This is a genomic window from Waterburya agarophytonicola KI4 (assembly GCF_020640915.1).
Lineage (GTDB): Bacteria > Cyanobacteriota > Cyanobacteriia > Cyanobacteriales > Xenococcaceae > Waterburya > Waterburya agarophytonicola.
The window spans coordinates 1-25,561 of record NZ_JADWDC010000056.1; the positions used below are offsets into that span (position 1 = coordinate 1).

Annotated in this window: 23 protein-coding genes and 5 pseudogenes; 18 read left to right on the plus strand and 10 right to left on the minus strand. The window is 39.1% G+C overall.

Translation table 11 applies throughout. From position 1 onward, the window contains the following. Nucleotides 1–96: 96 nt before the first annotated feature. Nucleotides 97–264 (plus strand): annotated as a pseudogene (locus tag I4641_RS17795) (response regulator); the annotation flags it as partial. 19 nt (nucleotides 265–283) lie between these two features. Then, nucleotides 284–588, plus strand: a pseudogene (locus I4641_RS17800) (tyrosine-type recombinase/integrase); the annotation flags it as partial. Nucleotides 589–650: 62 nt separating this feature from the next. On the opposite strand, the gene I4641_RS17805 reads toward I4641_RS17800, so the two are convergent. Then, on the minus strand, nucleotides 651–1,559 hold the full coding sequence (locus I4641_RS17805) for a metallophosphoesterase (protein WP_229641930.1): 909 nt from the start codon (nucleotides 1,557–1,559) through the stop codon (nucleotides 651–653). 393 nt (nucleotides 1,560–1,952) lie between these two features. Here I4641_RS17805 and I4641_RS17810 point away from each other — a divergent pair, with 393 nt between their 5' ends. The 6 genes from I4641_RS17810 (at nucleotide 1,953) to I4641_RS17835 (ending at nucleotide 7,997) form a co-directional block, all read left to right on the plus strand. Beyond that, the gene (locus tag I4641_RS17810) at nucleotides 1,953–3,221 is read left to right on the plus strand and encodes a sensor histidine kinase (protein ID WP_229641931.1); all 1,269 of its coding nucleotides are present in this window, start codon (nucleotides 1,953–1,955) and stop codon (nucleotides 3,219–3,221) included. Between the two features lie 124 nt (nucleotides 3,222–3,345). Further along, nucleotides 3,346–4,152, plus strand: a complete 807-nt coding sequence (locus I4641_RS17815; RefSeq protein ID WP_229641932.1) for a class I SAM-dependent methyltransferase — start codon at nucleotides 3,346–3,348, stop codon at nucleotides 4,150–4,152. Between the two features lie 106 nt (nucleotides 4,153–4,258). Next, nucleotides 4,259–4,993, plus strand: a complete 735-nt coding sequence (locus I4641_RS17820) for a COG4705 family protein (protein WP_263858265.1) — start codon at nucleotides 4,259–4,261, stop codon at nucleotides 4,991–4,993. A gap of 5 nt (nucleotides 4,994–4,998) precedes the next feature. Further along, a complete protein-coding gene (locus tag I4641_RS17825) occupies nucleotides 4,999–5,739 on the plus strand; it encodes a COG4705 family protein (RefSeq protein ID WP_229641934.1) in 741 nt (246 codons plus the stop codon). An 88-nt stretch (nucleotides 5,740–5,827) separates the two neighbouring features. Then, nucleotides 5,828–6,502, plus strand: a complete 675-nt coding sequence (locus I4641_RS17830) for a response regulator transcription factor (protein ID WP_229641935.1) — start codon at nucleotides 5,828–5,830, stop codon at nucleotides 6,500–6,502. 10 nt (nucleotides 6,503–6,512) lie between these two features. Next, nucleotides 6,513–7,997 carry a sensor histidine kinase gene (locus I4641_RS17835; RefSeq protein WP_229641936.1) on the plus strand — a complete coding sequence of 495 codons (1,485 nt, stop codon included), beginning with the start codon at nucleotides 6,513–6,515 and terminating at the stop codon, nucleotides 7,995–7,997. A 29-nt stretch (nucleotides 7,998–8,026) separates the two neighbouring features. On the opposite strand, the gene I4641_RS17840 is transcribed toward I4641_RS17835, so the two are convergent. Together I4641_RS17840 and I4641_RS17845 are read right to left on the minus strand one after the other, a co-directional pair. Further along, nucleotides 8,027–8,719 (minus strand): response regulator transcription factor, encoded by a 693-nt coding sequence (locus tag I4641_RS17840; protein ID WP_229641937.1) that lies wholly within the window; start codon nucleotides 8,717–8,719, stop codon nucleotides 8,027–8,029. Between the two features lies 1 nt (nucleotide 8,720). Further along, entirely contained in the window at nucleotides 8,721–9,911 is a 1,191-nt protein-coding gene (locus I4641_RS17845; RefSeq protein ID WP_229641938.1) for a sensor histidine kinase, read from the minus strand. A 316-nt stretch (nucleotides 9,912–10,227) separates the two neighbouring features. Here I4641_RS17845 and I4641_RS17850 point away from each other — a divergent pair, with 316 nt between their 5' ends. The 5 genes from I4641_RS17850 (at nucleotide 10,228) to I4641_RS17870 (ending at nucleotide 13,824) form a co-directional block, all read left to right on the plus strand. Next, entirely contained in the window at nucleotides 10,228–10,893 is a 666-nt protein-coding gene (locus I4641_RS17850; protein ID WP_229641939.1) for a hypothetical protein, read from the plus strand. A 10-nt stretch (nucleotides 10,894–10,903) separates the two neighbouring features. Beyond that, on the plus strand, nucleotides 10,904–11,557 hold the full coding sequence (locus I4641_RS17855) for a DUF2306 domain-containing protein (RefSeq protein WP_229641940.1): 654 nt from the start codon (nucleotides 10,904–10,906) through the stop codon (nucleotides 11,555–11,557). 107 nt (nucleotides 11,558–11,664) lie between these two features. Continuing rightward, nucleotides 11,665–12,786: a sodium-dependent bicarbonate transport family permease gene (locus I4641_RS17860; protein WP_229641941.1), complete on the plus strand. Its 1,122-nt coding sequence runs from the start codon at nucleotides 11,665–11,667 to the stop codon at nucleotides 12,784–12,786. A 3-nt stretch (nucleotides 12,787–12,789) separates the two neighbouring features. Then, nucleotides 12,790–13,083, plus strand: a complete 294-nt coding sequence (locus tag I4641_RS17865) for a P-II family nitrogen regulator (RefSeq protein WP_229641942.1) — start codon at nucleotides 12,790–12,792, stop codon at nucleotides 13,081–13,083. A gap of 15 nt (nucleotides 13,084–13,098) precedes the next feature. Next, on the plus strand, nucleotides 13,099–13,824 hold the full coding sequence (locus I4641_RS17870; RefSeq protein ID WP_229641943.1) for a carbonic anhydrase: 726 nt from the start codon (nucleotides 13,099–13,101) through the stop codon (nucleotides 13,822–13,824). On the opposite strand, the pseudogene tnpA reads toward I4641_RS17870, so the two are convergent. Next, nucleotides 13,777–14,115, minus strand: a pseudogene (gene tnpA / locus I4641_RS24255) (IS200/IS605 family transposase); the annotation flags it as partial. The gene I4641_RS17870 and the pseudogene tnpA overlap by 48 nt on opposite strands. 54 nt (nucleotides 14,116–14,169) lie before the next feature. Between tnpA and I4641_RS17875 the strand changes: the two are divergent. Beyond that, nucleotides 14,170–15,369 (plus strand): RNA-guided endonuclease InsQ/TnpB family protein, encoded by a 1,200-nt coding sequence (locus I4641_RS17875; RefSeq protein WP_229641944.1) that lies wholly within the window; start codon nucleotides 14,170–14,172, stop codon nucleotides 15,367–15,369. Nucleotides 15,370–15,789: 420 nt separating this feature from the next. Further along, nucleotides 15,790–17,055: a proton extrusion protein PcxA gene (locus I4641_RS17880; RefSeq protein WP_229641945.1), complete on the plus strand. Its 1,266-nt coding sequence runs from the start codon at nucleotides 15,790–15,792 to the stop codon at nucleotides 17,053–17,055. A gap of 197 nt (nucleotides 17,056–17,252) precedes the next feature. Here the strand turns inward: I4641_RS17880 and I4641_RS17885 are convergent, their stop codons facing one another. Then, complete coding sequence (locus tag I4641_RS17885) at nucleotides 17,253–17,483, minus strand: hypothetical protein (protein ID WP_229641946.1); 231 nt, start codon at nucleotides 17,481–17,483, stop codon at nucleotides 17,253–17,255. 290 nt (nucleotides 17,484–17,773) lie between these two features. On the opposite strand from I4641_RS17885, the pseudogene I4641_RS24260 reads away from it, so the two are divergent. After that, nucleotides 17,774–19,420, plus strand: a pseudogene (locus I4641_RS24260) (phosphatidylglycerol lysyltransferase domain-containing protein); the annotation flags it as partial. 27 nt (nucleotides 19,421–19,447) lie between these two features. Then, a pseudogene (locus I4641_RS24265) lies at nucleotides 19,448–20,407 on the plus strand (lysylphosphatidylglycerol synthase domain-containing protein); the annotation flags it as partial. 42 nt (nucleotides 20,408–20,449) lie between these two features. On the opposite strand, the gene I4641_RS17895 reads toward I4641_RS24265, so the two are convergent. Then, nucleotides 20,450–21,136 (minus strand): phosphatase PAP2 family protein, encoded by a 687-nt coding sequence (locus I4641_RS17895; RefSeq protein ID WP_229641948.1) that lies wholly within the window; start codon nucleotides 21,134–21,136, stop codon nucleotides 20,450–20,452. A 272-nt stretch (nucleotides 21,137–21,408) separates the two neighbouring features. Here I4641_RS17895 and I4641_RS17900 point away from each other — a divergent pair, with 272 nt between their 5' ends. Next, complete coding sequence (locus I4641_RS17900) at nucleotides 21,409–22,278, plus strand: metallophosphoesterase family protein (protein ID WP_229641949.1); 870 nt, start codon at nucleotides 21,409–21,411, stop codon at nucleotides 22,276–22,278. 271 nt (nucleotides 22,279–22,549) lie between these two features. Here the strand turns inward: I4641_RS17900 and I4641_RS17905 are convergent, their stop codons facing one another. The 4 genes from I4641_RS17905 to urtC all read right to left on the minus strand — a co-directional run bounded on the left by I4641_RS17905 (nucleotide 22,550) and on the right by urtC (nucleotide 25,533). Next, on the minus strand, nucleotides 22,550–22,894 hold the full coding sequence (locus tag I4641_RS17905) for a hypothetical protein (protein ID WP_229641950.1): 345 nt from the start codon (nucleotides 22,892–22,894) through the stop codon (nucleotides 22,550–22,552). Between the two features lie 85 nt (nucleotides 22,895–22,979). Then, nucleotides 22,980–23,681 carry an urea ABC transporter ATP-binding subunit UrtE gene (urtE, locus tag I4641_RS17910; RefSeq protein WP_229641951.1) on the minus strand — a complete coding sequence of 234 codons (702 nt, stop codon included), beginning with the start codon at nucleotides 23,679–23,681 and terminating at the stop codon, nucleotides 22,980–22,982. Beyond that, complete coding sequence (gene urtD, locus I4641_RS17915) at nucleotides 23,668–24,423, minus strand: urea ABC transporter ATP-binding protein UrtD (RefSeq protein ID WP_229641952.1); 756 nt, start codon at nucleotides 24,421–24,423, stop codon at nucleotides 23,668–23,670. The genes urtE and urtD overlap by 14 nt, the downstream gene beginning before the upstream one ends. Nucleotides 24,424–24,429: 6 nt before the next feature. Further along, complete coding sequence (urtC, locus tag I4641_RS17920) at nucleotides 24,430–25,533, minus strand: urea ABC transporter permease subunit UrtC (protein ID WP_229641953.1); 1,104 nt, start codon at nucleotides 25,531–25,533, stop codon at nucleotides 24,430–24,432. Between the last annotated feature and the right edge of the window lie 28 nt (nucleotides 25,534–25,561).

Below are 25,561 nucleotides of genomic sequence, written 5' to 3' on the forward strand. Positions count from 1 at the left end.
AGAGAACTCATATGACATTTTATCTGTTAATCAACCTCAAAATCAACACCCTAGGCAAGACCTTTTTTTTAGATATACTTCTTCCGCAAAAAAGCCATGAGAATATTATTAGTAGAAGACGATGATCGCATTGCTCAACCCTTAGCTGAAGGATTAAAAAATGAACATCACGTAGTCGAAATTGCTAGAGATGGTCTAGAAGGCTGGGAATACGCACGAGGGGCGGAGTTTGACCTGATTTTATTAGATTTGATGCTGCCCAAAGATTAAATCATCAGATTTTGTTTTTGTCTCCTTGAGTAACAACAATAAAGCTGGGCAATTATCCAGACGCAGTATTTGGGAGATATGCGATCGCGCTTTGATTGAATGCAATCTCAAACACACTTCAGGTAGAATTCTTACCGCTCATAGTTTAAGGCATACTGCTGATACACTGGCTTTGAGAACTGGTTCGGACTTAAGACAAGTGCAGGATTTGCTCGGTCATGCGATCCACGTACTACATCTATTTATGCCCACGTAGGCGATCGCTGGAAACATAACCCAGGTGCTAGCGTAGAGGAGAAACTAAATACACGTCGTTAAGCAACTTATTTTTGCTCGATCTGAAAAGCAAGATGAATTATGGTTAATTGAATGTTCATCTATTAACTAACTTCCTCTGGTTGAAGAGTAAAGAAAGTCAATTCTGGCCGACAAAACAAACGTATAGGTGCGATGCTCATGCCAATGCCACGATTAACGTAGAGCCGATTACTAGGTTCGCCAAAGCCTTTTGCCCAACCATCAGCGTATACTTTATCTTTTTGAGTAAATCTCAACCAAGACCATTGAGGCAGACCTGGTACTCGTACCTGTCCGCCGTGAGTGTGTCCTGCTACTGCTAATGGTGCTGAATTAACTGGAAACTGCTCGAACGTATCTGGATTATGAATCATTACAATTCTGGGACTACTATCTGGAACACTATCTAAGGCTTTGTCTACATTGTCTCTGCTTGCCCATAGCGAACCTACTCCGACTAAGTACAAAGGCTCGTTACTACCGGACAATGGTAGTTGTACTACTTCGTTTTCGAGTACTTTAATACCAGCAGCCTCCAATTTTATTTCTAATCGTTCGGCTTCTTGTGTTTTAGGTGTTGCTTTTTTACTACTCATTCCATAATCGTGGTTGCCCAACACTGCATAGGTAGGAATACCAGCTTCGACTAAAGGACGAACTATATCGACAGCAGTTTCAATTTCTGGTGTTATATTCTCTCCTGGATGATAAAGGAAGTCACCACTAATTAATGCTATGGCTGGTTTAGCCTCAACTATTTTTGCTACGCTGCGACGTGCTGTCCCGCGATTGTCACCCCATAATCCGATTTGAAAATCTGTAAGTTGAGCAATTTGCTTCCCAGACCAGGATGCGGGAAGATTGGGAATTTCTGCCGTTTCATTTTCGACATTGAGCATGCGGGGTTCGATAAAACTCCAAATAACTAATAATATAATCGCATTAGCTATTCCCAAAGCAGTATATTTAAGTTTTTGAGCTATACTTTTCATTGATTTATAAAACTTGAATAAGTTATGGAATGTTAATCGTTTAGTGCCTTTTTAGATAATTGTCCTTGTCCTCTTTTAATTATATCCCAGGGGTAACGCATCTAATTTCCAAAAACCAAGCAGGTAATAGATTTTAAGAATTTCCAAATGTGAAATAAGATGTGATATCTGCATTCAATTTGAGAAAATGCTTAACATTGCTTACTTTTATATGAATTAAGAAAAATAAGATATGAGAAAAATAAACAAGAGTGTTTTTCTTTTTGATTCAAAGATTTAATTTAAATAAGTTTGACTCAAATAAGTCTAATTATTGTTTTAAAAGTTTGACTAAATAACTATTATCCCACCCAGTACATTTAGGTTCATTAGAAAATTAGGCTCAACGCCACTATGTTCCAAAAGATTCGCTATCGTTTATTTCTATCTAACTTACTTGTACTGGCTTTAGTACTTCTAGGATCGGCTTTGGCAGTACGTCTGGTATTTATTAGTAATCTCAAACAACAGGCAAGTGAAAAGCTGATGGCGATCGCCCTAAGTACGGCAGCTAGCGCAGAAGTTGACGAAAGAAAATTTGAGTGGGAGATAGAATTTCCACCACAATTATTAGAAGAAGCAGAGCAGGCTTTTCAATGGTTTGATGCTGAAAGAAAACTATTAGAACAGCAAGGTAATATTCGCTATATTTCTACTCTACCTTTTGAAGCAGAGCCAACTGTTCGGAATCAAATAGATGACAAGGGGCTTGAGGTGATCACCTTACCCATTCTGGACAAAAACAATCAGCAGTTAATCGGCTATCTTCGTGCCACTCAATCTTTAGAAGAAGTAGACGAAACGATCGCTCGCCTTGATGTCGGGTTGGCTGTAGGGGCAATTGTTGCTACAGTTCTTAGTAGTTTGGGAAGCGGTTGGCTCAATCGTCAGGCAATGGAGCCGATTGAAGAGAGCTTTGAGCGTCTTAAGCAGTTTACCGCCGATGCTTCCCACGAACTGCGAAGTCCTTTGATGGCAATCAGCACTAATGCAGAAGTGGCTTTAACCTACCCAGAAGGAATGCGATCTAGTGACGGAGATAAGTTTAAGGCGATCGCTCTTGCCACGGATCAAATGTCCCAGCTTACAGAGGATTTATTGCTCCTAACCCGCACTGATAAGGTTGCTAGTTTTGAATTTAATAAAATCGATTTGACGACTTTACTGACAGATTTAGTTAGTTTATATAGACCCCAAGCACAGGGTAAACAGATTAAGCTTAAAGCTAAGATTAATTATGATTTGTGGTTAATCGGGGACGAAGCTAAATTAGCTAGAGCCTTTACCAATTTGATCCAAAACGCGATTCAATATACCCCTGCTGGGGGAGAAATTGAGGTAAGTAGCAATCGCCTTGGTCGAGAAGTCGTAATAAATATAGAAGATACGGGAATTGGTATAGCTCCCGAGCATCTCGATTTAGTTTTTGACCGCCTATGGCGTGGAGATCGTTCTCGTTCTTATTACCAAGGAGGTTCGGGATTGGGATTAGCAATTACCCAGGCAATTATTTATAAACATCAAGGCACGGTTGATGTTACCAGTCAGATAGATATTGGCACTTGTTTTATAGTACGCCTACCTATAGCGTTAGCTAGCCCAGGGAAGATTGTCAGTTTTTAAAAGATTAAAACAGTTTTAATTACTAAGAATAACCTCGGTCAAAATAGTAAAAATTAGTAGATATCTTGCAAAGTTCTTGACAGTTATTTTTTAAGGTAATGTATCTCTTAGAAAATAAATACTTATGAATTATGACCTGAATGTTGATAATTTAAAGGGAGTGTCTGAAACTCTGTTGACTACTCTCTACTTGAGAAGTCTAGAAACCAAAAGAAAAGACGGAATTATTAGAGATTATAAATCTGTCGATATAGTAAAAAGAATTGATTACGATTTTTCCGAATGTGCTTCCCAATTTAGTCAAGCTATTATCGCCATCAGAACTGAAATTATAGATGAATTAGTCAAAAAGTTTATCAGCCAATATCCTGATGCCACAATTATTAATTTAGGAACTGGTCTATGTACGAGATATTTTAGAGTTGATAATAGCTCGATTGATTGGTTTTGTATCGATCTACCAGTAGTCAAACCAATTTGGGACAAACTAATTGGCGAATCCGAACGACTTCATTATTTAAGTTATTCTGCTTTAGACTTCAGCTGGATTAAAAAAGTTAAAGAAACAGCTTCAGGAAAAATACTGTTTATTGCTGAAGGATTATTGATGTTTTTTTCAGAAATAGAAGTAAAGCAATTATTTAGTACTATTAAAAGCAATTTTTCTCAATCAGAAATAATATTTGATTCCTTAGGCGTATTTTTGGCTCAAAACAGTAGACTTAATTCTGGCAAACTCAAAATAAATGCTTCCTATAAGTGGGGAATAAAAAATTTAAAGGAAATACAAGTCTGGGAATCAGGAATTAGATTGACTGGTCAATGGCATTATCTTGACAGACACAAAAATCGGCTGGGATTAATGGGTTGGCTAAGTTATATTCCAGCTATTAGACGACAGGTGAAAATAGGACATTTACAGTTTGTTTGATAGAAATAAAAATAGTACAAAGATCTTGCAAAGTTCCTGACATTTAATTCTTAAAGTAAGTTGTCCATTAGAAATTAAACAGCAATAAAACATCGTGAACAAGAAGATGTTGAATAGAGTTCCAGAAGTAACGCTATATTTCTGGATTATTAAGATCATGGCAACTACCGTCGGTGAAACTGGGGCAGATTTTCTCGCATTTACGATGAACTTTGGTTTAGCCAGCACTTCTTATCTGATGAGTGCCTTGTTGGCAATGGTACTTTTTAATCAGTTTAGGCTCAAGGGATATGTACCCCTTAGTTACTGGGTAGTAGTAGTTCTAGTTAGTATTGTTGGCACGTTAATTACCGATCGCCTCGTAGATGAAATGGGAGTCAGTCTTGTAAGTGCTACCGTAGCTTTTAGTGTTGCTTTGTTGGGGTTGTTTGCCTGGTGGTATATCAGTGAAGGTACATTGGCGATGCACTCGATTAAAACTACTAAAAGAGAACTGTTTTACTGGGCTGCTATTTTATTGACCTTTGCCTTGGGTACGGCAGCAGGAGACTTGTTAGCGGAGGGGACGGGGTTGGGTTATGCTATATCCGCACTGCTATTTGGGTTAGTAATTGCTTTAATTGCGATCGCTTATTATCGCTTCGGTATGAATGCAGTTTTAACCTTCTGGCTGGCTTATGTATTGACTCGTCCTCTGGGGGGATCTTTAGGCGATTTGTTATCCCAACCAGTTAAGAACGGTGGGCTTGGTTTCGGTACGGTGGGAACAACTATTGCTTTCACTACTACGATCTCCATCCTCATTGTTTACTTGACCATGAAACAGAAGAAAATAGCTTAATTAAAATGAATAAAGTTGCTCAAGTTACGATCTTCTTTTGGATCATGAAAATCATCGCTACAACCTTGGGCGAAACAGCTGGTGATTTTATTTCAATGTCTTTAGGGTTAGGATACTATGTTGGATTTGCTATTACAGTTGCCATCCTAGCCATTCTTTTATTTTTCCAAATCAACGCAGACAGATATCGCCCTGCACTTTATTGGTTAGCCATTATCGCCACAACTACTGCGGGAACAGAAGTTTCAGACCTGATGGATCGCTCTTTAGGACTGGGGTATGCAGTAGGTTCTCTGGTTTTGGTAGCTTGTCTTCTAGGGGTTTTAACCGTTTGGTACTACCGAGATCGCGATTTGAGCGTTTATCCCATTATTAAAAAAGATGCCGAAACTACCTACTGGCTGGCGATCGTCTTTTCTAATAGTTTAGGGACGGCTTTTGGCGACTTTCTGACCGATAATATGGGTTTGAGCTACATCCAGGGGGCATTACTAACGGCTACCGTGATTGGCGTTGTTGTTGCTCTTCATTATGCAACTAAACTCAATGATATTTTTCTATTTTGGCTGGCATTCATATTTACCAGACCTTTTGGGGCTACTTTTAGTGATTTTCTGACTAAACCCATTGATAAAGGAGGTCTGTCCCTGTCGAGGGGATTATCTTCAGCGATCGCTTTTCTGCTATTGACAGTTATCTTGTATTTTTCCGAACGAAATGCGAGAAAGTTGCGTCGTCGGATTTAAGCTAAGTAATCAGAGTTAATTTGAAAGACGCTTCTAGATTTTAAAATAGCCTAGAATAAGATGTTCATTGATAATAATTGGCTAATTTATGCGAGTTTTACTAGTAGAAGACGAACTAGGAATTGCTCAGTTTATTGTTCAAGGACTTAAAGAGGCAGGTTATGTCATTGACCATGGAGTAGATGGTCAAGCAGGTCAAGATTTAGCGGATGCTTACGAATACGACATGATTATCTTAGACATTATGCTGCCCAAAATTAGTGGTCTAGAGCTACTAGAAAAGATTCGCTCGGCAAAAATACTCACTCCCGTGTTGTTGCTAACTGCTAGAGATACAGTAGAAGATCGGGTAACAGGTTTGGATCTGGGGGCAGACGATTATTTAGTTAAACCCTTTGCTTTTTCTGAATTGCTGGCTCGTTTGCGGGCTTTACAGCGTCGTCCACCGTTGCAGTTTGATACTGTTTTAAGAGCAGGAGATTTGATCGTGGATTTAGTCAAAAGAGAAGTGCGTAGAGCAGATAAATTAATAGTTTTAAGCCCTTTAGAATATAATCTGCTGGAATATCTAATGCGAAATTGCGATCGCGTTTTGACTCGGACTCAAATCGGCGAAAGGGTTTGGAATCTGGATTTTTGTAGTAATTCTAATACGGTAGATGTTTATATTGGTTATCTCCGACGCAAAATTGATAAAGGCTATCCTCAAGCTTTAATTCACACTATCAGAGGTGTCGGTTATTGTTTGAAAACCGAGTCATAGATTGACTGTCATGCCGATCCTCCACATCTTATCTACTTGTATAAAACTATTCGAGCGAGCTAAAAAATCTTTGAGGGTAAGGTTAACTGCTTGGTATGTAATGCTGTTGGGCTGTACTTTAATTATTTTCAGCAGCTATCTATATCTGAAATTGCAGTCTGGTTTACTTCGTCAGGTAGACACTACCTTAGAAGTCACTACATCAGAGATTGTTGCCAATTTGTCTGTCGATCGCAATTCACCTCATTTTAAAAATACCAAGCCGTTTCAACTACACGAACAACAGTTAGCCAATTCAGGATTTGTCGGTAGGATCGTCGATGATAATGGCAAAGTTGTAGATAGTTTTGGCGATCGCCGAATTGTGAACTCATTTGTACCCCAACAAAAAGGCTATCAAAATTTAAAGCTTCAGACAGTAGTTTGGCGAGTTTATAGTATTCCCCTGCTACTTAACAATCAAGATTTCGCTGTAGCTGAATTAAATAAATCTTCAGCCTCATCAGAGCAACTATGGCTACAAATAGCTCAATCTCTCAATCCTATTACCCAAACTTTAAAGCATCTTTTATTACTGATGCTGTTTGGATTTCCAGTGGTTTTATTATTGGCAGGTTTTGGTGGATTGTTTTTAGCAGATCGGGCTTTAAATCCGATCGCTGGCATTATTCGTACCGCTGAAGCAATTGATTGTGATGACTTAAGTTATCGCATTAACTATCAAGGGAAAACAGACGAAGTTGGGCGATTAGCAATGACTTTAGATCGAATGCTCGATCGCATTGAATTAGCGTTTGAACACGAACGTCGTTTTATTGCTGATGCTTCCCACGAATTACGCACCCCTTTAGCCGTGATTAAAGGACAGATTGGCGTAGCTTTGAGTCTTCAACGTACTCCTGGGGAATATAAGGCTACATTGCAAGATTTAGAAAGCCATACAGATCGTTTAATTCGTCTAACTAATGGATTGTTGTTTTTGGCTCGTTTAGAACAGAAACAAAGCAATTTTGTGGAGGTAAATCTCACCGATCTACTAGAGGTTTTGATCGAGCAAATTCAGTTTTTGGCAGAGGAACGTCACATCGATTTAAAGGTAAAGATTATACCCAATTTATTGATTTGGGGTGATTGTGATTTGTTGACTAGCTTATTTTTAAATCTTTTGGATAATGCGGTTAAATATACTCCCGTTGATGGTCAAATTCAGTTTGAAACCAAACTAGATTATCAAAAAATTAGTATTTCTATTAGTAACACAGGTAGAGGAATTGCCGAGCAAGATTTAGCTCACATATTTGATCGCTTTTATCGTCTCGATCGCGATCGCCATACTCAAGGATCGGGTTTGGGATTGGCGATCGCAGCTTTAATCGTGCGTTGCCACAGGGGGCAGATCTCAGCAACTAGTCAAATTGATAAGTTAACTACTTTTGAGGTTGATTTGCCTATATCTACAATTAAATCGAGTCCGACGGCAAGATTTCGATCTTGATTTATTTTGCTACTGACTTGGTGACAGTTTTACTTTTTCAAAATCTCACGGAGTGCAACTATTGCCTTGCTGCGCTGGTTAATTCCAAGCTTGGCGTAGATGCTGCTGGTATAATTTTTCACCGTACCAAGGGACAAAAATGTCTTAGCGCAGATTTCTTTAGTGTTGAAACCTAAAACGATTTGCTGGGCGATTTCTAATTCACGTTCGGTAAAGCCCAGATCTTCGAGCTTAATTGCGCGATCGCTATTATGTTGTTGAGTATGATGAATATTACTGGCTAGTTTAGTTGCCACTCGTCCAGTTAAGAGCAAATTTCCCGATAGTGCCTCATAAATCGATTCAATTAGACGCTTTCCACCGATATCTTTGAGAAGATAGCCCGAAGCTCCGTAATGGAGAGCATCAATAATAAACTCATCATCATCAAAGGTAGTCAGGATCAGAATAGTAAGCTGTGGGAACAATAGCTTGATTTGTTTAGTTGCAGTAACACCACCCATTCCAGGCATTCTAATGTCCATCAAGACCACATCAGGAAAGTTAGAAGCAGGTATTGAATTTAAACTAAATCGAGTCATATTTAACTTTTGCAATGTCTCTAGAATTTCTTCTCCAGAGTTAGCAGTTAAAACCACTGAAAAATCCTCATGAGTACTGAGTAAGGCTTGAAGACCAGTAATCATAGATGGGCGATCGTCAACTAAGGCTATTTTAATCATGTTATTTAGGGTTTGTAGCTTTACTAGAAGATGCGATCGGCAATTCTAATGTTAGAGGCATCAATACCTGAAGACTAAATCCCGCCTGTTCATGAGTATCAATTGAGAAAGTGCCTCCCAGTGCCACAACCTTTTGCCGAAGATGGGTTAAGCCGAATCCAGGCTCAAATAATTTTGCTCCATTTCCATTATCTACAATTGTCAAAGCGATACAGTCGGGAGTAGTTTGTGCAAAAACAATCTGAATATAGTCAGCCTGACTGTGTTTGAAGGCATTAGTAATCCCTTCTCGAACCAGACTGTAGAGGACATATTCCTGAATAGGCAACAAATCAACTGGAATCAGATACTGAAGCTCTATTTTCACCGATGTTTGTCTCCCTACCCGCTCCACCAATTGAATCAGACTATCTTTAAGATTGACATAATCAGCTAGAGTATCTGTTTTTAAAGCGCGGACTGTTTGCCGAATATCCCCCAAACCTGCTTGGAGTTGTTCGCGAACGGATTCGAGGAGAGAGATCGCTTCTGTAGGGCGATTTTCCCATAACAAGCTTACTCCTTCTAAGGACACAATCGAGGCAGTTAGAGTGTGTCCGATGGTATCGTGCATCGCTTCTGCCAGGCGATTGCGTTCTTTCAGTTTGGTCATTTCAATACTCAATTCAGCTTGGGATTGGATTCTTTGATTGAGTTGTAAAATATGCTGGCGTTGCCCAATCAAGATGCGTACACCAAATACAGCCAGGGGTAATAAAGAAAAATTAATTAAATTTAAGAAATAGATATTCAGGTTTAAAAATTGGCGATCGAATATCAAAAGGTAAATAGAATAGCCAGTGCAAACAAAGGGAAACGCCACATATACGGGATAATTTAGCATTACGCTAGCGGTGTAGATTAAAAATATTGTCGATGACCAGTCACCACTAATACCCTGGCTCAACCAAATCAATAGCCAGAACTCTACCAGTAGCATGACATAGTTAATTAGCTGAGGCTTTTTTTGGCGATCGAGCATTGCTTGGTTGCCAAAGCGCAGAACAATCAAAATAGGAAGCAAAGCGATCGCTTTGAAGTCAAGCCCAATTTTTAGCGAGAGCAGAATCAAGATCGGGCAATAAACTATATTTAGCCAACTGTTGACCCTTACCATCGGACAATCCTGAAACAAGTATTTTAATCGTCTCATAGCAAAACCTGAATAAAGAGTCCAAAGAAATTCCCAATAGCAGACAGGCTTTTTGCTTAGTGATTTTAGAGATTAATTGAACGATCTAGATTAATTATGCCTACCTAGTTAAAGGGTTTAGTACTAATATCTCACCTTCACGAGTAATGTGATAAGTGACGAAGGTCATAAAACGCTTTGGTGTTGATGGTTTCATGAGGTGACCTCTGATATTACTAAAGTCATAATTTAGATGACTCACGGCAATTGAAAACCAGGATGCAAATCCTTAGGCTCAATGGTATGAAATTTATTCGCATTAGCAATATTTAATACCATGAACTATCCAAAACTAATTTTAGGATTGCTCGCCACCACAGCTTTGCTAAACACAAACGGCACTTTCCCTGTCGCTGCCCGAGAAATCAATCCTGCTAATGAATCCTTGTGTCGTAAGTTTCCTCTAAACTCCCAATGTCGGGATTTGCAACCTCAACCAGCTATAGTTCAGCCTCATCAGCTCGATCGCCAATCTTTTTGTAGTAGGTTTCCCTTCAATTCTCAATGTCAGGACTCCATCGAAATTATCAAGCTTAGTTTAGACCGTTCGGGCGAAAAGGACGAATGGATTCAGATCGAGAAAAAAGGCGATCGAGTTAAGTTATGGCATTCGACCAGAGTTAAGGATGGTTTGATCTCAGGAGTACTTAATGCTGGCTTAGGATTGATTCCCATTCCCGTTCCCCTACCTGAATTAAATAAATATAGCTGGAAAGATCATCAGACTATGAAAGTATCTTTTCAAAGTGATGGTTGCAAAAACCAAAACTGCGTAGTTTCAGGAAAAGCCAATACTTTAATTATGCCGAAGATGAATCTTCATGGAGGAATATTTACCCTCCGCTATCAAGAAGAAGATCTAGAGCGATCGGTTTCATTTAGGATTCCTCCCGAAGTCAAAGCAAAAACTCCAGATACCCTCACGGTGAACTTTAATAATTGAAGCAAAAATAATGCTGAAAAACAAAAATGTTCGTTCATCAAATATTCGTTCAATTAAACAAATTGGCTGGATTGTCATGACTGCATTGGCTTTACTACTATTTCTGGTGGCTAGTAGATATTTGACCTTAAATTCAGAGGTTTATTTTGAGGAACAAAAGGCAGTTTATATTGCTCATCGAGCTGGTATTTCGATTCACATTGTGGGAGCAATGTTAGCGATCGCTATTGGTCCATTCCAATTTTTGCCCCAAAGTATTACGAAGCGGTATCTCAAGCTGCATCGTTGGCTGGGAAAAATTTATATGTTGGGCGTGTTATTCGGTAGTTTAGGCGGTTTATATATGGCTTTTCTAGCTTATGGTGGATTTATCGCTCGGTTGGGATTTGCAATCTTAGCTATAGTCTGGCTATTTAGTGGATATATGGCTTATAAGCATATTCGCGATCGCAAAATCCAACTTCATCGTCGATGGATGGTCAGAAATTACGCTCTAACCTTTGCTGGGGTTACGTTACGCTTATGGCAGGTTGTCTTTGAATTAATTGGGGTTGAGTTTATTCAGTCCTATATCATAGTCGCTTGGTTATCTTGGGTTCTCAATTTAATCGTTGCTGAATGGATGGTTAGTCAGAGTCGAGCAAAGGGTAGTCTTCAGATTTAGATGATAGATACATATCTAAGAAAACTCTTAGAATTTTCTCACTGTTTTATTAAGATTATCTGAGTATCCTAAGTTAAAGATTTGTAAATAATCAACTAGAGCAACTTATGGATGGCAGTTTAATTCTGTTTAACTTATTGAATCCCCCAGTCTTATTTTTCTTTTTGGGGATGACTGCTGTTTTTGTTAAATCCGATCTAGAGATTCCTGCCCCCCTACCCAAGCTTTTTTCTCTTTATCTGTTGATTGCCATCGGTTTTAAAGGTGGTCACGAGCTTTCAGAAAGTGGGATAAATCTGCAAATCAGTATCACTTTAATTGCAGCAGTTGTAATGGCTGCTTTAGTGCCAATCTATACCTTCTTTATTCTGCGAACCAAGCTCGATAGCTACAACTCAGCAGCGATCGCGGCTACCTATGGTTCGATTAGTGCTGTCACCTTTATTACCGCTAGTTCTTTTTTAGAAAAGCTGCAAATTCCCTATGGGGGACACATGGTTGCTGCTTTAGCCTTGATGGAATCTCCTGCAATTGTAGTGGGAATTATTCTGGTCAAAATGTTTGCTGAAAATAAAAAGCTAGCGGTGGAGACAATTGAATGCCAGGGTATGGTGAATACAGAATTAGATAGTTCTCAGTATTCAGCGTCTAGTGCAATGGCTATTACCAATCAGCCAGCATTCAAAATTAAAAGTAGTTATAGAACTCAAAAATCCAAAAAGGATAAGGATTCAGATTTTTCTTGGTCGGAAGTGTTGCGAGAAGCCTTTCTCAATGCTTCAGTATTACTGTTGGTTGGAAGTCTAATGATCGGCGTTTTAACAGGAGAAGAAGGCTGGACAAAGCTCGAACCCTTTACCCAAGGAATTTTCTACGGTGCATTGACCTTTTTCTTATTGGATATGGGTTTGGTTGCTGCTAGACGAATTAAAGATTTAGGTAATACTGGTTCGTTTTTAATCTGCTTTTCCGTATTCATTCCTGTTCTTAATGCCCTAGTTGGTATTGGCATTGCCAAGGTACTGGGTTTTACAGTGGGTAATGCTTTATTGTTTGCTGTATTGTGCGCTAGTGCTTCTTATATAGCCGTCCCCGCAGCTATGAGAATGACCGTACCCCAAGCTAACCCTAGTCTTTATGTTTCTATGGCATTAGCCCTGACGTTTCCTTTCAATATTATTGTGGGCATTCCCCTTTACTTAGAAATAATCAAACACCTATTTGTTTAAGCCATGCAGCCAGTTCACAAAGTAGAAATTATTATTAATAGCCTCGAACTCGAACGAGTACTAAAAATTTTGCAAGACATCGATATATCGGGCTACACCGTTATCGACCACACCAGTGGGAAAGGCGATCGCGGGATGACCGACAGTGACTTAGGTAGAGCATTTAGCAATACTTATATTTTGACCGTGTGTACCAACGAAAAACAGCTCGATTTTCTAACGGAGAAAGTTACACCATTACTCAGAAAGGTGGGAGGAATTTGTTTAGTGACACAAGCAACTTGGATCAATCACTAATAAGGAGAAACTCTTATGCCACCAGCAAAAAGATATTCAGATTTTTCGGAGTTATCAATGCCTATCGAACGAATTATTCAAGGATTAACGGAATTTCAAGACAATTACTTTAGTACTCACCAAGAATTTTTTCAACTGCTTTCCCTAAAACAAGCTCCAGAAGTTCTATTAATAACTTGTTCGGATTCGAGGATCGACCCCAACCTGCTCACCCAAACTAAGCCAGGGGAGCTATTTGTCATCCGCAATATTGGTAACATGATTCCGCCTCACGGTACTCTCAACAGTAGTGAAGGGGCAGGAATTGAATATGCAGTGGCAGCTTTAAATATCAAGCATATTATTATCTGCGGTCATTCCCACTGTGGCAGCATGAAGGCTCTGTTGCAGCTTAATAAATTAAATGAGGATATGCCCTTGGTTTACGATTGGTTAAAGCATCATGGCGAACCAATTCGTCGCCTTCTCAAAGAAAACCATAAAGACTGTGATGAAGCAGAACTATTGAGAATTGCGATCGAAGAAAACGTTTTAACCCAGATTGAAAATTTAAAAACTTATCCTGTAATTCATCTGTCTTTAGGCAGGAAACCTCCTGCTACGCAGGGGGAGGAATGCCTACTCAGGTCTATCTTGGCTTTGGATATATTTCTCAAGAGTTTCAATAGTTACACCGCCACAACTTGCTACAAAATAACTAGGTGTCCAAAGAACTTTTTTGCCCCAGTAATTCTCCTTTAGCACAGGATAGTCTCTCCATAGATTTTTGCAACTAGAAGACTTTAAATTGCCAATCAAATCAGATATTCTTTTGTTCGGCTTAATGCTGACTAAAAGATGTACATGGTCTTGTTCTCCATTAAACTCTACCATCTCACAATCCCAGGCTTTGAGAATGGCTAAAAAATATTGCTCTAAAGACTTAAGCATTAAATTAGTCAAAACCTTACGTCTGTATTTAGTGACAAAAATAATATGTACAGTGAGATTAAAAGTAGCTTTACGAGTTTTGCTATACTGTGTTTGTGGCATTGCATACTGAATGTGATATATTTAGACAGTATCACAAAATAAGGGAGGAAAGACGTGCTAGTTTACGAATATAAAATCAAAGCGAACAATACTAAACTGGCAGCAATTGATGGAGCAATTAGAACGGCGCAATACATTAGAAACAAATGTCTAAGGTTTTGGATGGATGCAAAACCAGAGCAAAAAATTAATAGATTTGCTCTCAACAAATATTCAACAATAGTTGCTAACGATCCTGAAATGCCGTTTGCTAAATCAATACATTCCAACGCTAGGCAAGCTTCAGCCGAACGTGCGTGGACTGCTATTGGTCGATTCTATGACAACTGTAAAAAGAAGGTAGCGGGAAAAAAAGGCTTTCCGCGTTTCAAAAGAAATAGTCGCTCTATTGAATACAAGGTAGGTGGTTGGAGGTTATCTAATTGCCGTAGACACATTACTTTTACCGATAAAACTAAAATTGGTACTATAAAGCTTGTTGGTAGCCGAGATATTCAATTCGTTAATCCAAAAGATATTAAGCGAGTAAGACTAATTAAGAGAGTAGATGGCTACTACTGTCAGTTTTGTATAAAAGCAGAGAGATTAGAAGATTGTACTCCTACTGGTAATTCTATTGGAATTGATGTAGGTCTAGAGTCGTTCTATACTGACTCGAATGGTAAAAAAGTTGCTAACCCAAGGTATCTTCGTAAAACTGAGAAGCGATTAAAGAGATTACAAAAACTGGTTAGTCGCAAAAAGAAAGGTAGTAACAATCGTCGCAAAGCTATCAATAGGCTAGGAAGAAAACATCTTAAGATATCTAGACAGCGCAAAGACTTTGTAGTTAAGGCTGCAAGGGTGTTATGTACATCTAACGATGTAATTGTGATAGAAAATCTCAATGTTCGTGGTTTAGTGAAAAACCATAACCTAGCTAAAAGTATCAGCGACGTTAGCTGGAGTCTATTTAGACAATGGTTAGAATACTTTGGCAGTGTATTTAACAGACAAGTAATAGCGGTTAACCCAGCCTATACTAGTCAGGATTGCAGCAATTGTGGCAAACGAGTTAAGAAGTCTCTAAGCACAAGAACTCACTCGTGCAGTTGTGGTGCTAAATTGTGTCGCGACGAAAACGCAGCTATTAACATTCTTAATAAAGGTACTGTAGGGCATACAGTAACCGCACCTATGTATGGTGTAAACGCTTCTGGACAGATGACCCTCTGGTTAGACTCGGAAACAAGTCGAACTAAGGTCGCTGGATGAATGAAGAATCCCCCTTGCTACGCAGGGGGAGTGTCAATCCAAAATACGCTCGGGACAAATTTCCCTACATGCTTGGATATATGGCATTGAGACAGGAAAAATTCATGCTTATGATTCCAAGAGCGATCGCTTTGAGGTATTAAATTCTCATTCCTCAGCAACTCCCAATCCTTTAACCGCAATCCATCATTAATAGGACTTACGCATCGTACAAAATTACTATATTTTGACAACGAAAATAGGTGATTGTAGCCTTATTTCAAACATCTTTTAAAAGGTGGCGATCGCCTAAAAGTGAAAAAACCAAAATTATAGATACCCAAAACCAATACCGCAGATTTAAATTTTTCTGTCAATGCGTAAGTCCTAATTAATCAGTTTTCCTTTTTAGGAGCAAGAATTTTTAGTTCGATATAACCCGTGAAAAATACCTGGAGCAATGGTAAAACTGAAGCTATTCTCGATAAGTTAACTAACTATTCCCGCAATAGCTATCAATGGTTTGTAGACACCCCCACTAGAGCCTTAGATAAAGCTTATTTAGCTGCTTTAAATATAAAATCTTTAGAAGCAAATTATCTAGCATCTCAAGATCGAGAACAAGCAGTCAATCGACCAGCAGTAATCAATTATTTAGAGGCGGATATTGATAAATATTTGGCAATTATCAAGGTCAATTTAGCCGAATTTAAAGTTAGCCGTTATTTTCTTAAATATCCTCAAGATTGCTGGTCAAAAATAATTTTGATTGAAGAAGTTTTAACCAAATATCGCACCGATCTGATTCAAGCTACCGTTATTCCCCCCGTAAATACCATCGCCAAACCAAATAGTAAATTCGATCGCTATGCTTCAATTACCGAGGATTTAAGTAGAGTCAAACCAGTTACTGAAAAAACAGGAGTCTTACCGCGATCGCTTGGTAGAACTTTTAGCAAGATTAAGACCGAACTAAAAAGTGATAGTGAAGCCGACATTATCGAAAACTTTCGTCGCGAACGTCGTGTCACCCAAATGGCTGTACGCTGTTTGGTCTTGTTAATAGTTATTCCCCTAATCACACAGCAAGTATCCAAGCAGTTTTTTCTATTCCCTGCTGTCGAACAGTACCGTGAAGCTCATGATTCGGCAATTTTTATCAATTTGGAAATGAAAGAAGAAGCATTCAAAGAATTACAAAATTTTGAAGCAGAATTAAAATTTGATAACTTAATCGGCATTGCCAACTTAACCGTTCCAGAAATTATCGAAGAGAAGCTCAAGGAAAAAGCAACAGAACTAGCCAGTGAATTTCGCCACAAAGGTAGTAATGCCATAAGTAATGTTTTTGCCGATTTTTTAGGTTTAATCGCCTTTATTTTGGTAGCAATAACCAACAGGCAGGGTATTGCTGCGATTAAAAGCTTTTTAGATCATATTATGTATGGCTTGAGCGATAGTGCCAAAGCATTTTTAATTATTTTGTTTACCGATGTCTTTGTCGGATTTCACTCTCCTCATGGCTGGGAAGTAATTCTCGAAGGCATAGCCAATCATTTAGGTTTACAGCCTAATCACAGCGCAATATTTTTATTTATTGCTACTTTTCCTGTCATCCTCGATACGATTTTGAAATATTGGATTTTTAGATATCTTAATCGTATTTCACCTTCTGCCGTTGCTACTCTAAAAAATATGAATGAGTAATATTATAAATGATCGCTGATATCACTTTTGATGAGAAGTTGAATTATTTCAATACATATGTAAAATCTAATCTATTGTGAGTAATAAAAGAGCGATCGCATCTAAAATAATATATTCTCAAAAGTTAGATGCGATCGCCTTATTTACAGGGCAAAATCTTTGTTAGCTTTACATATTAGGTTTGCTAGAACCATAAATTAGTCAAGATGATAGTGTTCTCGCATATTATTAATATATACTGAATCATCATCGGTCATGTCAATTTCTGTATCGATAATATGAGTTTGGTTTATTGCTAGTTGAGAACCAAATTGGGACTTTTCCTCACTTGCCTCCGCAGATATGGTAACAAATGGCATTGCTAAAAGAGAAAAACTGGCTACTGTAATCGAACTGATGGCTTTTAAATTATTAAATGCGTTATTCATGTTCTTGTCCTCATATAACTTTGTTGGACTGTTGGTACAACATAACCACGACTTTTGTCATTGAGGTGTTATTTGTATGTCAATTTTGACAAACTTCGTCCAATAGTTAAAATCAAAACTTTTTAGATAGTTAAAAATTATTTTTAGTAATTCTTCTAATTAAATTTAAGATTAATTAAGAGGGATATATAAGATAAATCTTAGTTATTTTTTACAGTTATTAATAATAAAGCGATCGCACTTAAAGCAAAAACATAGTAGCCTTAACAGTACTAAATCAAATCAAAATAATGTCTAGGCAAAGAACCAGAATTGGATTGTGGATAGCAGCATTATTAACTGGTGCGGTAGGTCTAGCTAACCTGCTTTCAGCGGTAACGCCAAGTTTGCCCGAACGAGTGGACTGGCTAGAGCAATTCTTTCCCTTTGAAGTTAGGGCGGGAGCGCATCTATTCGCTGCCATTAGTGGTTTTTTCCTGTTGGTTATTGCAGCGAATTTACTGCGTCGCAAACGTCTTGCTTGGTTAATCACCGTTGGCTTACTGATAGTATCAATTTTAAGTAACCTAATCAAAGGTTGGAATTACGAGGAAAGCTTGCTGGCAATTCTATTGTTAGGGCAACTTTTATGGATGCGATCGCTTTTTACTGCTCGCTCAGATCGTCCTTCGATTATTCAAGGTATTCGGGTGCTGGCGATCGCCATAATATTTACTATGGTGTACGGTACTCTAGGGTTCTATTGGCTAAACCGTCACTACTCGGCTACTTTTCGTTTGGGAGAAGCAATTAAGCAAACTCTAGCAATATTTTTTACAGATAACAATCTAGGACTACAGCCTACTTCTCGCTTTGGCAGTTTCTTTATCAATTCAATCTATATCATCGGCGGGGTAACGCTACTTTATGCCCTGTGGATGCTGTTGCGCCCAGTACTACTCCACAATGAAGCAACAACAGAGGAAAGACAACGAGCCAGGGAACTTGTCGAAAAATATGGTAACTCTTCTTTAGCGCGGTTTGCCCTACTAGATGATAAATCCTATTACTTTAGTCCTTCTGGTCAAAGCGTCGTAGCTTATGTGCCAAAAGGCAGAGGAGCGATCGCTTTGGGCGACCCCATTGGTGTAGCAGAAGATCGCCACGAGGCGATCGCAGGTTTTAAGCAGTTTTGCCTCCTCAATGACTGGGAACCCGCTTTCTATCAAACTTTGCCCGACGATTTGAAGCTATATCAGTCCCTCAATTTCAAAACCCTTAAAATCGGCGAAGAAGCAACGGTAAATCTTAAGGCGTTTACCCTCCAGGGCAAGATGGGTAAAAACCTACGTCCAGCAATCAATAAATTTAATAAGCTGGGTTATCAAGTTCAGTTTCACGCCCCACCCATAGCCGATGAATTATTACTAGAACTAAGAGCCATTAGTAATGAGTGGTTGGAAGAAATGGCAGGCTCAGAAAAAAGGTTTTCTGTGGGCTGGTTTGACGATAACTATATTAGAGACTGTGAAATTGCTGTGGTTCACAATGAGCAGGGAAATCCTGTGGCATTTGCCAACATCATTCCTGAATATCAGCGTAATGAGATTACCATCGATCTGATGCGTCATCTACCAGAAATGGAAAATGGCACGATGGACTACTTATTTATTTCCCTGTTTGAACACTTTAAAGTGGATTACGACAGTTTTAATCTAGGCTTGGCTGCTCTATCTGGGGTAGGGGAAGCAGATCGCTCTTCTACTATCGAACGAGGAATGCACTACCTCTACGAGCATTTAAACCAGTTCTATAATTTCCAAGGATTGAGAGCCTACAAAGATAAATTTCACCCCAATTGGGAGTCGCGCTATCTCGTATATCCTCAGTTAGCGGCACTGCCCGATGTGGTTGTGGGATTAGTTAGAGCTGATTCTGGCGATCGCCTACAAGATTATTTAGGGACACAATTTTTAAGCACCGCCGTTGCTAGCTGGTTCAAAAGATTAAGTAAGATTGCACCTATATTATTAACCCTGGCACTTTTTACCCTTTCTCTGTGGGCAATTTTGCAGGAGCTACGCAAATATAGCTTACAAGATGTATTTAGTAGTTTAAACGTGATTCCTAACCAGTATCTTTTATTGGCGATCGCCTTGACTGCAATTAATTATCTGTTACTGACAGGATACGATACCTTAGCCGTGCGCTATGTAAGTCAGCCTTTATCCTATAAACGCACCAGTTTAGTAGCAATTATTAGCTATGGAATCAGCAATAGTGTTGGCTTTGCTCTACTCAGTGGCAGTGCGATCCGCTATAAGTTTTACTCGACATGGGGTTTTTCCGCTGCCAAAATTGCCCAGATAATTACTTTCTGCAATCTCAGTTTTTGGCTAGGCTTGTTTGCCGTAGGGGGGGCGGTTTTTGCTTTTACTCCCCTGGCAATACCTAAACAGCTTAATCTGCCGTTTTCGTCTGTACGTCCTGTCGGGTTTATTTTTCTAACAGTTATTCTTGCTTACTTGCTTTGGACGGGGTTGAGCCAAAAGCCTTTTAAAATTAGAAACTGGGTAGTCCCCCATCTGCCCTTCAAGCTATCTTTAGCGCAAATCATTCTAATATCTTTTGACTGGATGTTTGCAGCAGGGGTACTCTATGTATTGCTACCCGTACCGAAGCATTTTTCCTTTTTTAGCTTTTTTGGCATTTATTTATTAGCTCAAATTGCAGGAATCTTGAGTAATGTTCCTGGGGGATTAGGAGTATTTGAAACCGTACTAATCCTCTTACTTTCTTCATCTATTGCTTCAAATCAGCTATTCGGTATGCTTATAGCCTATCGAGCCATCTACTATTTTATGCCCTTGATTATTTCGATTTTGATGCTGGGCTGGTACGAGTTGAGGCAGCGACGGACTCGTAAACAGGCAAAAATTTCTTAATCGTCAAAAGTCCGAAATAGGGACGACACAGTTAGGTATATATTAATGCTTGTGTAGTCTTAACATAGTAATACACAAAACTACCCATAAGAAGCCAATACAATAACCGCCAATAATATCTGTGGGCCAATGTACCCCTAAATACAATCGACTCAAGCCAATCGCGAAAATCAATAATCCCGCCACAGCATAAATCAACCAAGAAAATTTCGGATAACGAGTAGCTAATAAATAGGCTAAAAATCCGTACAAAATGGTCGAACCTAAAGCATGACCGCTAGGATAACTGTAGGAAGTTTCGGTGATGGGAGACTGCCAGAGATCGGGACGAGTTTTACTAAAAACTAACTTCAGACCGTAACTAAGAATTACTCCCCCTAAGCAATCAACCAAAAATATCTTGGCTTCTTGATAGTATTTTCGCCACAGAAGCAATGCTAAACTAATTGTCACTATCACCACAACTGTACTAGGATTTCCCAAGTTAGTTACCCAGAGCATGATACGGTCTAAAGTTGGATTAGCAAAAGAGTGAATCCAGAGCAGAATTGTTTGATCAAAAGCAAAGGCTTCTTTCTCCAACACTTCGTTTGAAAGTTTGCCTAGAACATAGATTATTAATAAACAACTGAGCAACCCCGTTACTCCTACCGTAGCAATCAAGGTAGATAACTGGGGATGAACTTTTCTGCGCCAAAATTTAGTGAGTCTGTATAGCCATTTTTGCATAATAATTCTAAGTAAGATTAATGTCGAACGATACTAAAATAAAGAGAAACGATGCCTAAATTACTCAATCAGCTTAATCCTAAAAATGATTTAAAAGTCATAAATTTATATTTGTAAAAAAATTACTATCTCTTGTAAACTTCTTAACAATTCTTGTATACAATCTCAACACCTTACAATGGCTGAAAAGCATTAAAAGAAGGTCAAGAAGGTCAAGAACGTCAAGATTGTTGATTTACAAACAATCATTACGATAAGGAAAAGAAAAACTATTGAAACGTCGCCAATTATTACGATGGGGTGGAAGTGGATTAGGGCTAGCTTTAAGTAGTTATTATCTAACTGCTTGGGGAACTACCCCTAAAAATAAAGTTGCCCAGTCTGCTTCATTTCGCTTTGCTGCTTTAGGGGATGTAGGTACAGGAAAGGCGGGACAAAATGCGATCGCCCAAGTGATGAACGATTATTATCGTCAAGAACCTTTTGAACTGGTGTTGTTAACGGGGGATAATATTTACGAAAATGGCGAAATCAGCAAGGTTGGAGCTACCTTTAGTAAGCCCTATCACTTCCTGAGAAAACAAAAAGTCCCGTTTTATGCGGTATTGGGCAACCACGATGTACGGACTAATAACGGTAAGGATCAGGTTGACTTTAGTTCGTTTAATATGGCAGGACGCTACTATACTTTTACACATGGGATAGTGCAGTTTTTTGCCCTCGATACCAATGAAAATGCCGACTGGTCACAACAACTTATTTGGCTAGAACAAACTTTAGCTGAATCTACCGCTACCTGGAAAGTTGTTTTTGGACATCATCCTCTCTATTCTTCTGGTATTCATGGCAGCAGTCCCGAACTAATTGCCAAGCTATCACCTCTGTTTGTTCGTCATGGCGTTCAGCTTTACATTAATGGTCACGACCACAATTATGAGCGTTCTAAACCGATTAAAGGCACAACGTATTTAACCTGTGGTGCGGGAGCAAAAACTCGTCCTGTAGGTAGTTCTAAGTGGACTGCACATTCAGCACCGAGATTGAGTTTTGCTACTATTGATGTTCGTCCCAACCGTTTAGAAATTCAGGGAATTGGTAAGAATGGAGAAGTATTCGATCGCGGTCAGGTATTCGACACTTAAAGTTTTAAATTGACTGGTAGTGAAGCAAAAATCCAGCAATTCTCATTTTGAAGAGAAAAAAGAAGTTGTTCTATGCTTAAACTAGAGAACAAAACTGAAAAGTTTTGATTGTAGCCCCTGAGGCATTCACTTCGGAAGAAGTAAAAAAGAAAAATAGACACGGCAATAGTATCTCAATTCAAAAAATAGGTTGAGATTATTACAATTTGGCAATTTGAGACCTAAAAATCAAGCATCACCTCCTCAAAATAGTTTCGAGATTTAGCTAGAATTAGGATTCTGTTTCACTGCCTTTGAACCAACGCGGAATCCGTTTGTAAAACCACTCCATTGTTTCTGCTTGAGAAGTATTATGACCGTTGAGCAATAACACAGCCAAAGCTAACCCGTTAGTTCGTTGATATTTGCCATATGCTATACCCTGCCTAGCCCACCCTGGTTGAACTAAGGGTTTAAACCGTAGGGCATTATTATCGATAGCGATCGCACCTTCTCGGTCTATGCCTTGCCTAGTAACTCCACAAGCTGTCTTAGTGCCTATTGTTTGCCCTAAACAGCAATCATCTGCAAAACTATCAATAAATGGTTGATTCTCTAACGGAACTGAGTCGATCACAATTTTGTCATACAATCACTACTCAAAAAGTTTATAACCTTATTCTTGTTTGCTTAAATGTCTTTTAATTTATTGCTTATTTTGACTAAACAGTCAAATATCGATGTACTAAAGAATCAGTTAATTCACGAGTTGTTCCTTTGGCAACGATCGCACCTTTATCCATAATGAAAAAGCTTTTGGCTAGCTGGCGGATAAAATCAATTTTTTGTTCGACGACAATTACGGTAATTCCTTTTTCTTGGTTAATTCTTTTGAGGGTATCTTCAATTTCTTGAACGATGGAGGGTTGAATTCCCTCGGTGGGTTCATCTAAGAGCATAATCTTAGGATTGCACATTAATCCCCGTGCGATCGCCAGTTGTTGCTGTTGTCCCCCACTAAGCAAACCTCCCTGACGGGGTAAATGTTCTTTAAGCATGGGGAAGAATTCAAAGATTTCCGAAGGGATTCTTTTACTACTTTTCCCGCTAGCACTAGTGCCTAGTTTCAAGTTATCCAATACAGAAAGATAAGGAATAATTTCTCTACCCTGGGGAATATAAGCAATACCTTGACGCGATCGCTTATAAGCAGGTGCTTTGGTAATATCTTTATTATTAAAAAATAAGCTCCCTTTGGTTAATTTGTTTAAGCCAATAATACTCCGTAACAAGGTGGTTTTACCCACTCCATTACGTCCTAAAAGACCGACCATATCTCCCTGGTTAATGCTCATGTCCACATTAAATAAAACAGGAGTTTGTCCATATCCAGCAGTGAGATTGTTAAGTTCAAGCAGCGTCATCGATCTTTTCCCTTCCTAAATAAACTTCAACTACTTTGGGATTGCTTTGAATTTCTTCTACCGAACCTTCAGCTAATTTTGCTCCTTGATGCAGCACAATAATTCGTTCGGCAATCTGCTTCACAAATTCCATATCGTGTTCGATCGCCACCACTGTATGATCTCTGGCTAGGGTTTTAATAATCTCTCCCGTGGCGTGGGTTTCTTCAGGAGTCATACCTGCGGTTGGTTCATCTAGCAGCACTACGGAAGGATCTTGGGCAATTACCATGCCAATTTCTACCCATTGTTTTTGACCGTGGGATAAAGAGGATACGATAGTTCCTGCATCACCCAATAAACCAATTCGATCTAGGACATCGATGATTTTGTCCTTTTTAGTTTTGGTTAATTTAGCAGTAATAGAATTTAAAATACCGTGAGTGCCTTTTAAAGCCAGTAATATATTTTCAAAGACAGTAAGTTCGTTATATACATTAGGATTTTGAAACTTGCGACCAATACCCATGCGGGCAATATCGTAAGGGTTCTTATTAGTAATATCTTTGCCTTGAAAATAGACGTTTCCTGCTGCTACAGGTGATTTGGAAACGATCGCATCTAAAAGAGTACTTTTTCCTGCCCCGTTAGGACCAATAATCGTCACAATTTCGCGATCGCCCACTTCCAAATCTACTCCCTTCAAGGCTTTGAAACCAGAGAAGACCACTTGTAAATTTTTGACTGACAATATAGATTCCATAGCTGATTAATTACTGGAGATTGCGGGTTGTTTAGTACTTACAGGTTTCTGCTTTCTAACAAATAGTTTTTGAACCGTCCCAACTAAGCCATCGGGGATAAATAGCACCACAATTAGTAGTAATACCCCCACTACCAACTGCCAGTCTTGGGTAACTCGTTCGGCAGAGTTTTGAATTTGACCCAAGAGAATGGCTGCCACAAGGGGTCCGATTAAAGTTCCTCTGCCGCCAATAGCCACCCAGATAACTACTTGAGTTCCAAAAGCTACGGCTAGATATACAGGAGAAATAAAGCGATTGAGAGGCACAAACAAACCTCCTGCAATACCAGCAATACCAGCAGAAAGCGTCCAGATAAAGATCTTGAAGCTGGCAACGTCATAGCCTAAATAGGAAATACGTTTTTCGTTTTCTTTGATCGATCGCAGAATTAAACCAAAATTAGATTGAGTTAACCACCAGCTACCAACCAGGACAAAAGTAGTAAACAAGAGAATTATCCAGTAAAGCCCATTGGGGGGAATATTGATGCCAAAAATACTCAGTTTGGAAACATCGGTGATACCGTTTGTACCCCCTGTATATGCCTGCTGACTAATAAAAAAGGTAGTCAAAGCCGAAGATATTGCCAGAGTAATAATCGTAATGTAAACACCACTCACCTTAGAACGAAAAATAAACCAGCCAATTAGGTAGGCAAAAGCAGCAGGGACTAATACCATGGCGATCGCAGCTATGGGAAAATATTTTAAGGGTGCGATAAACCAGGGTAACTCCGTCAAGCCATTCCAAACCATAAAATCGGGTAAACTGCCCCCATAGGTATTGTTTTCGGCTGACAGATTTAGCTTGAGGTAATACGCCATGGCATAGCCCCCCAGAGTAAAGAATACTCCGTGGGCAAAACTTAGGATACCCGTGAAGCCCCAGACTAAATCTAAGGAAATAGCTAACGCACCAAATAACAATAGCTTGGATAGTAGAGAAATCTGGAAACTGCCTACTACAAAGGGCAAGATTGCCATGACGAGAAAGCTAATCGCTGTAACAATTCCTAGTTTTGTTGGAGTTCGCGATCGCGTTGCAATACCAATTGTTGATTGTGCCATTTTTTTAAAGGATAAGATTAAATTGTAG

Coding starts and splice junctions, on each gene's coding strand:
- I4641_RS17805 (WP_229641930.1), bottom strand. CDS start 1,559: ATGAAAAGTATAGCTCAAAAACTTAAATATACTGCTTTGGGAATAGCT.
- I4641_RS17810 (WP_229641931.1), top strand. CDS start 1,953: ATGTTCCAAAAGATTCGCTATCGTTTATTTCTATCTAACTTACTTGTA.
- I4641_RS17815 (WP_229641932.1), top strand. CDS start 3,346: ATGAATTATGACCTGAATGTTGATAATTTAAAGGGAGTGTCTGAAACT.
- I4641_RS17820 (WP_263858265.1), top strand. CDS start 4,259: ATGTTGAATAGAGTTCCAGAAGTAACGCTATATTTCTGGATTATTAAG.
- I4641_RS17825 (WP_229641934.1), top strand. CDS start 4,999: ATGAATAAAGTTGCTCAAGTTACGATCTTCTTTTGGATCATGAAAATC.
- I4641_RS17830 (WP_229641935.1), top strand. CDS start 5,828: ATGCGAGTTTTACTAGTAGAAGACGAACTAGGAATTGCTCAGTTTATT.
- I4641_RS17835 (WP_229641936.1), top strand. CDS start 6,513: ATGCCGATCCTCCACATCTTATCTACTTGTATAAAACTATTCGAGCGA.
- I4641_RS17840 (WP_229641937.1), bottom strand. CDS start 8,719: ATGATTAAAATAGCCTTAGTTGACGATCGCCCATCTATGATTACTGGT.
- I4641_RS17845 (WP_229641938.1), bottom strand. CDS start 9,911: ATGAGACGATTAAAATACTTGTTTCAGGATTGTCCGATGGTAAGGGTC.
- I4641_RS17850 (WP_229641939.1), top strand. CDS start 10,228: ATGAACTATCCAAAACTAATTTTAGGATTGCTCGCCACCACAGCTTTG.
- I4641_RS17855 (WP_229641940.1), top strand. CDS start 10,904: ATGCTGAAAAACAAAAATGTTCGTTCATCAAATATTCGTTCAATTAAA.
- I4641_RS17860 (WP_229641941.1), top strand. CDS start 11,665: ATGGATGGCAGTTTAATTCTGTTTAACTTATTGAATCCCCCAGTCTTA.
- I4641_RS17865 (WP_229641942.1), top strand. CDS start 12,790: ATGCAGCCAGTTCACAAAGTAGAAATTATTATTAATAGCCTCGAACTC.
- I4641_RS17870 (WP_229641943.1), top strand. CDS start 13,099: ATGCCACCAGCAAAAAGATATTCAGATTTTTCGGAGTTATCAATGCCT.
- I4641_RS17885 (WP_229641946.1), bottom strand. CDS start 17,483: ATGAATAACGCATTTAATAATTTAAAAGCCATCAGTTCGATTACAGTA.
- I4641_RS17895 (WP_229641948.1), bottom strand. CDS start 21,136: ATGCAAAAATGGCTATACAGACTCACTAAATTTTGGCGCAGAAAAGTT.
- urtE (WP_229641951.1), bottom strand. CDS start 23,681: ATGACGCTGCTTGAACTTAACAATCTCACTGCTGGATATGGACAAACT.
- urtD (WP_229641952.1), bottom strand. CDS start 24,423: ATGGAATCTATATTGTCAGTCAAAAATTTACAAGTGGTCTTCTCTGGT.
- urtC (WP_229641953.1), bottom strand. CDS start 25,533: ATGGCACAATCAACAATTGGTATTGCAACGCGATCGCGAACTCCAACA.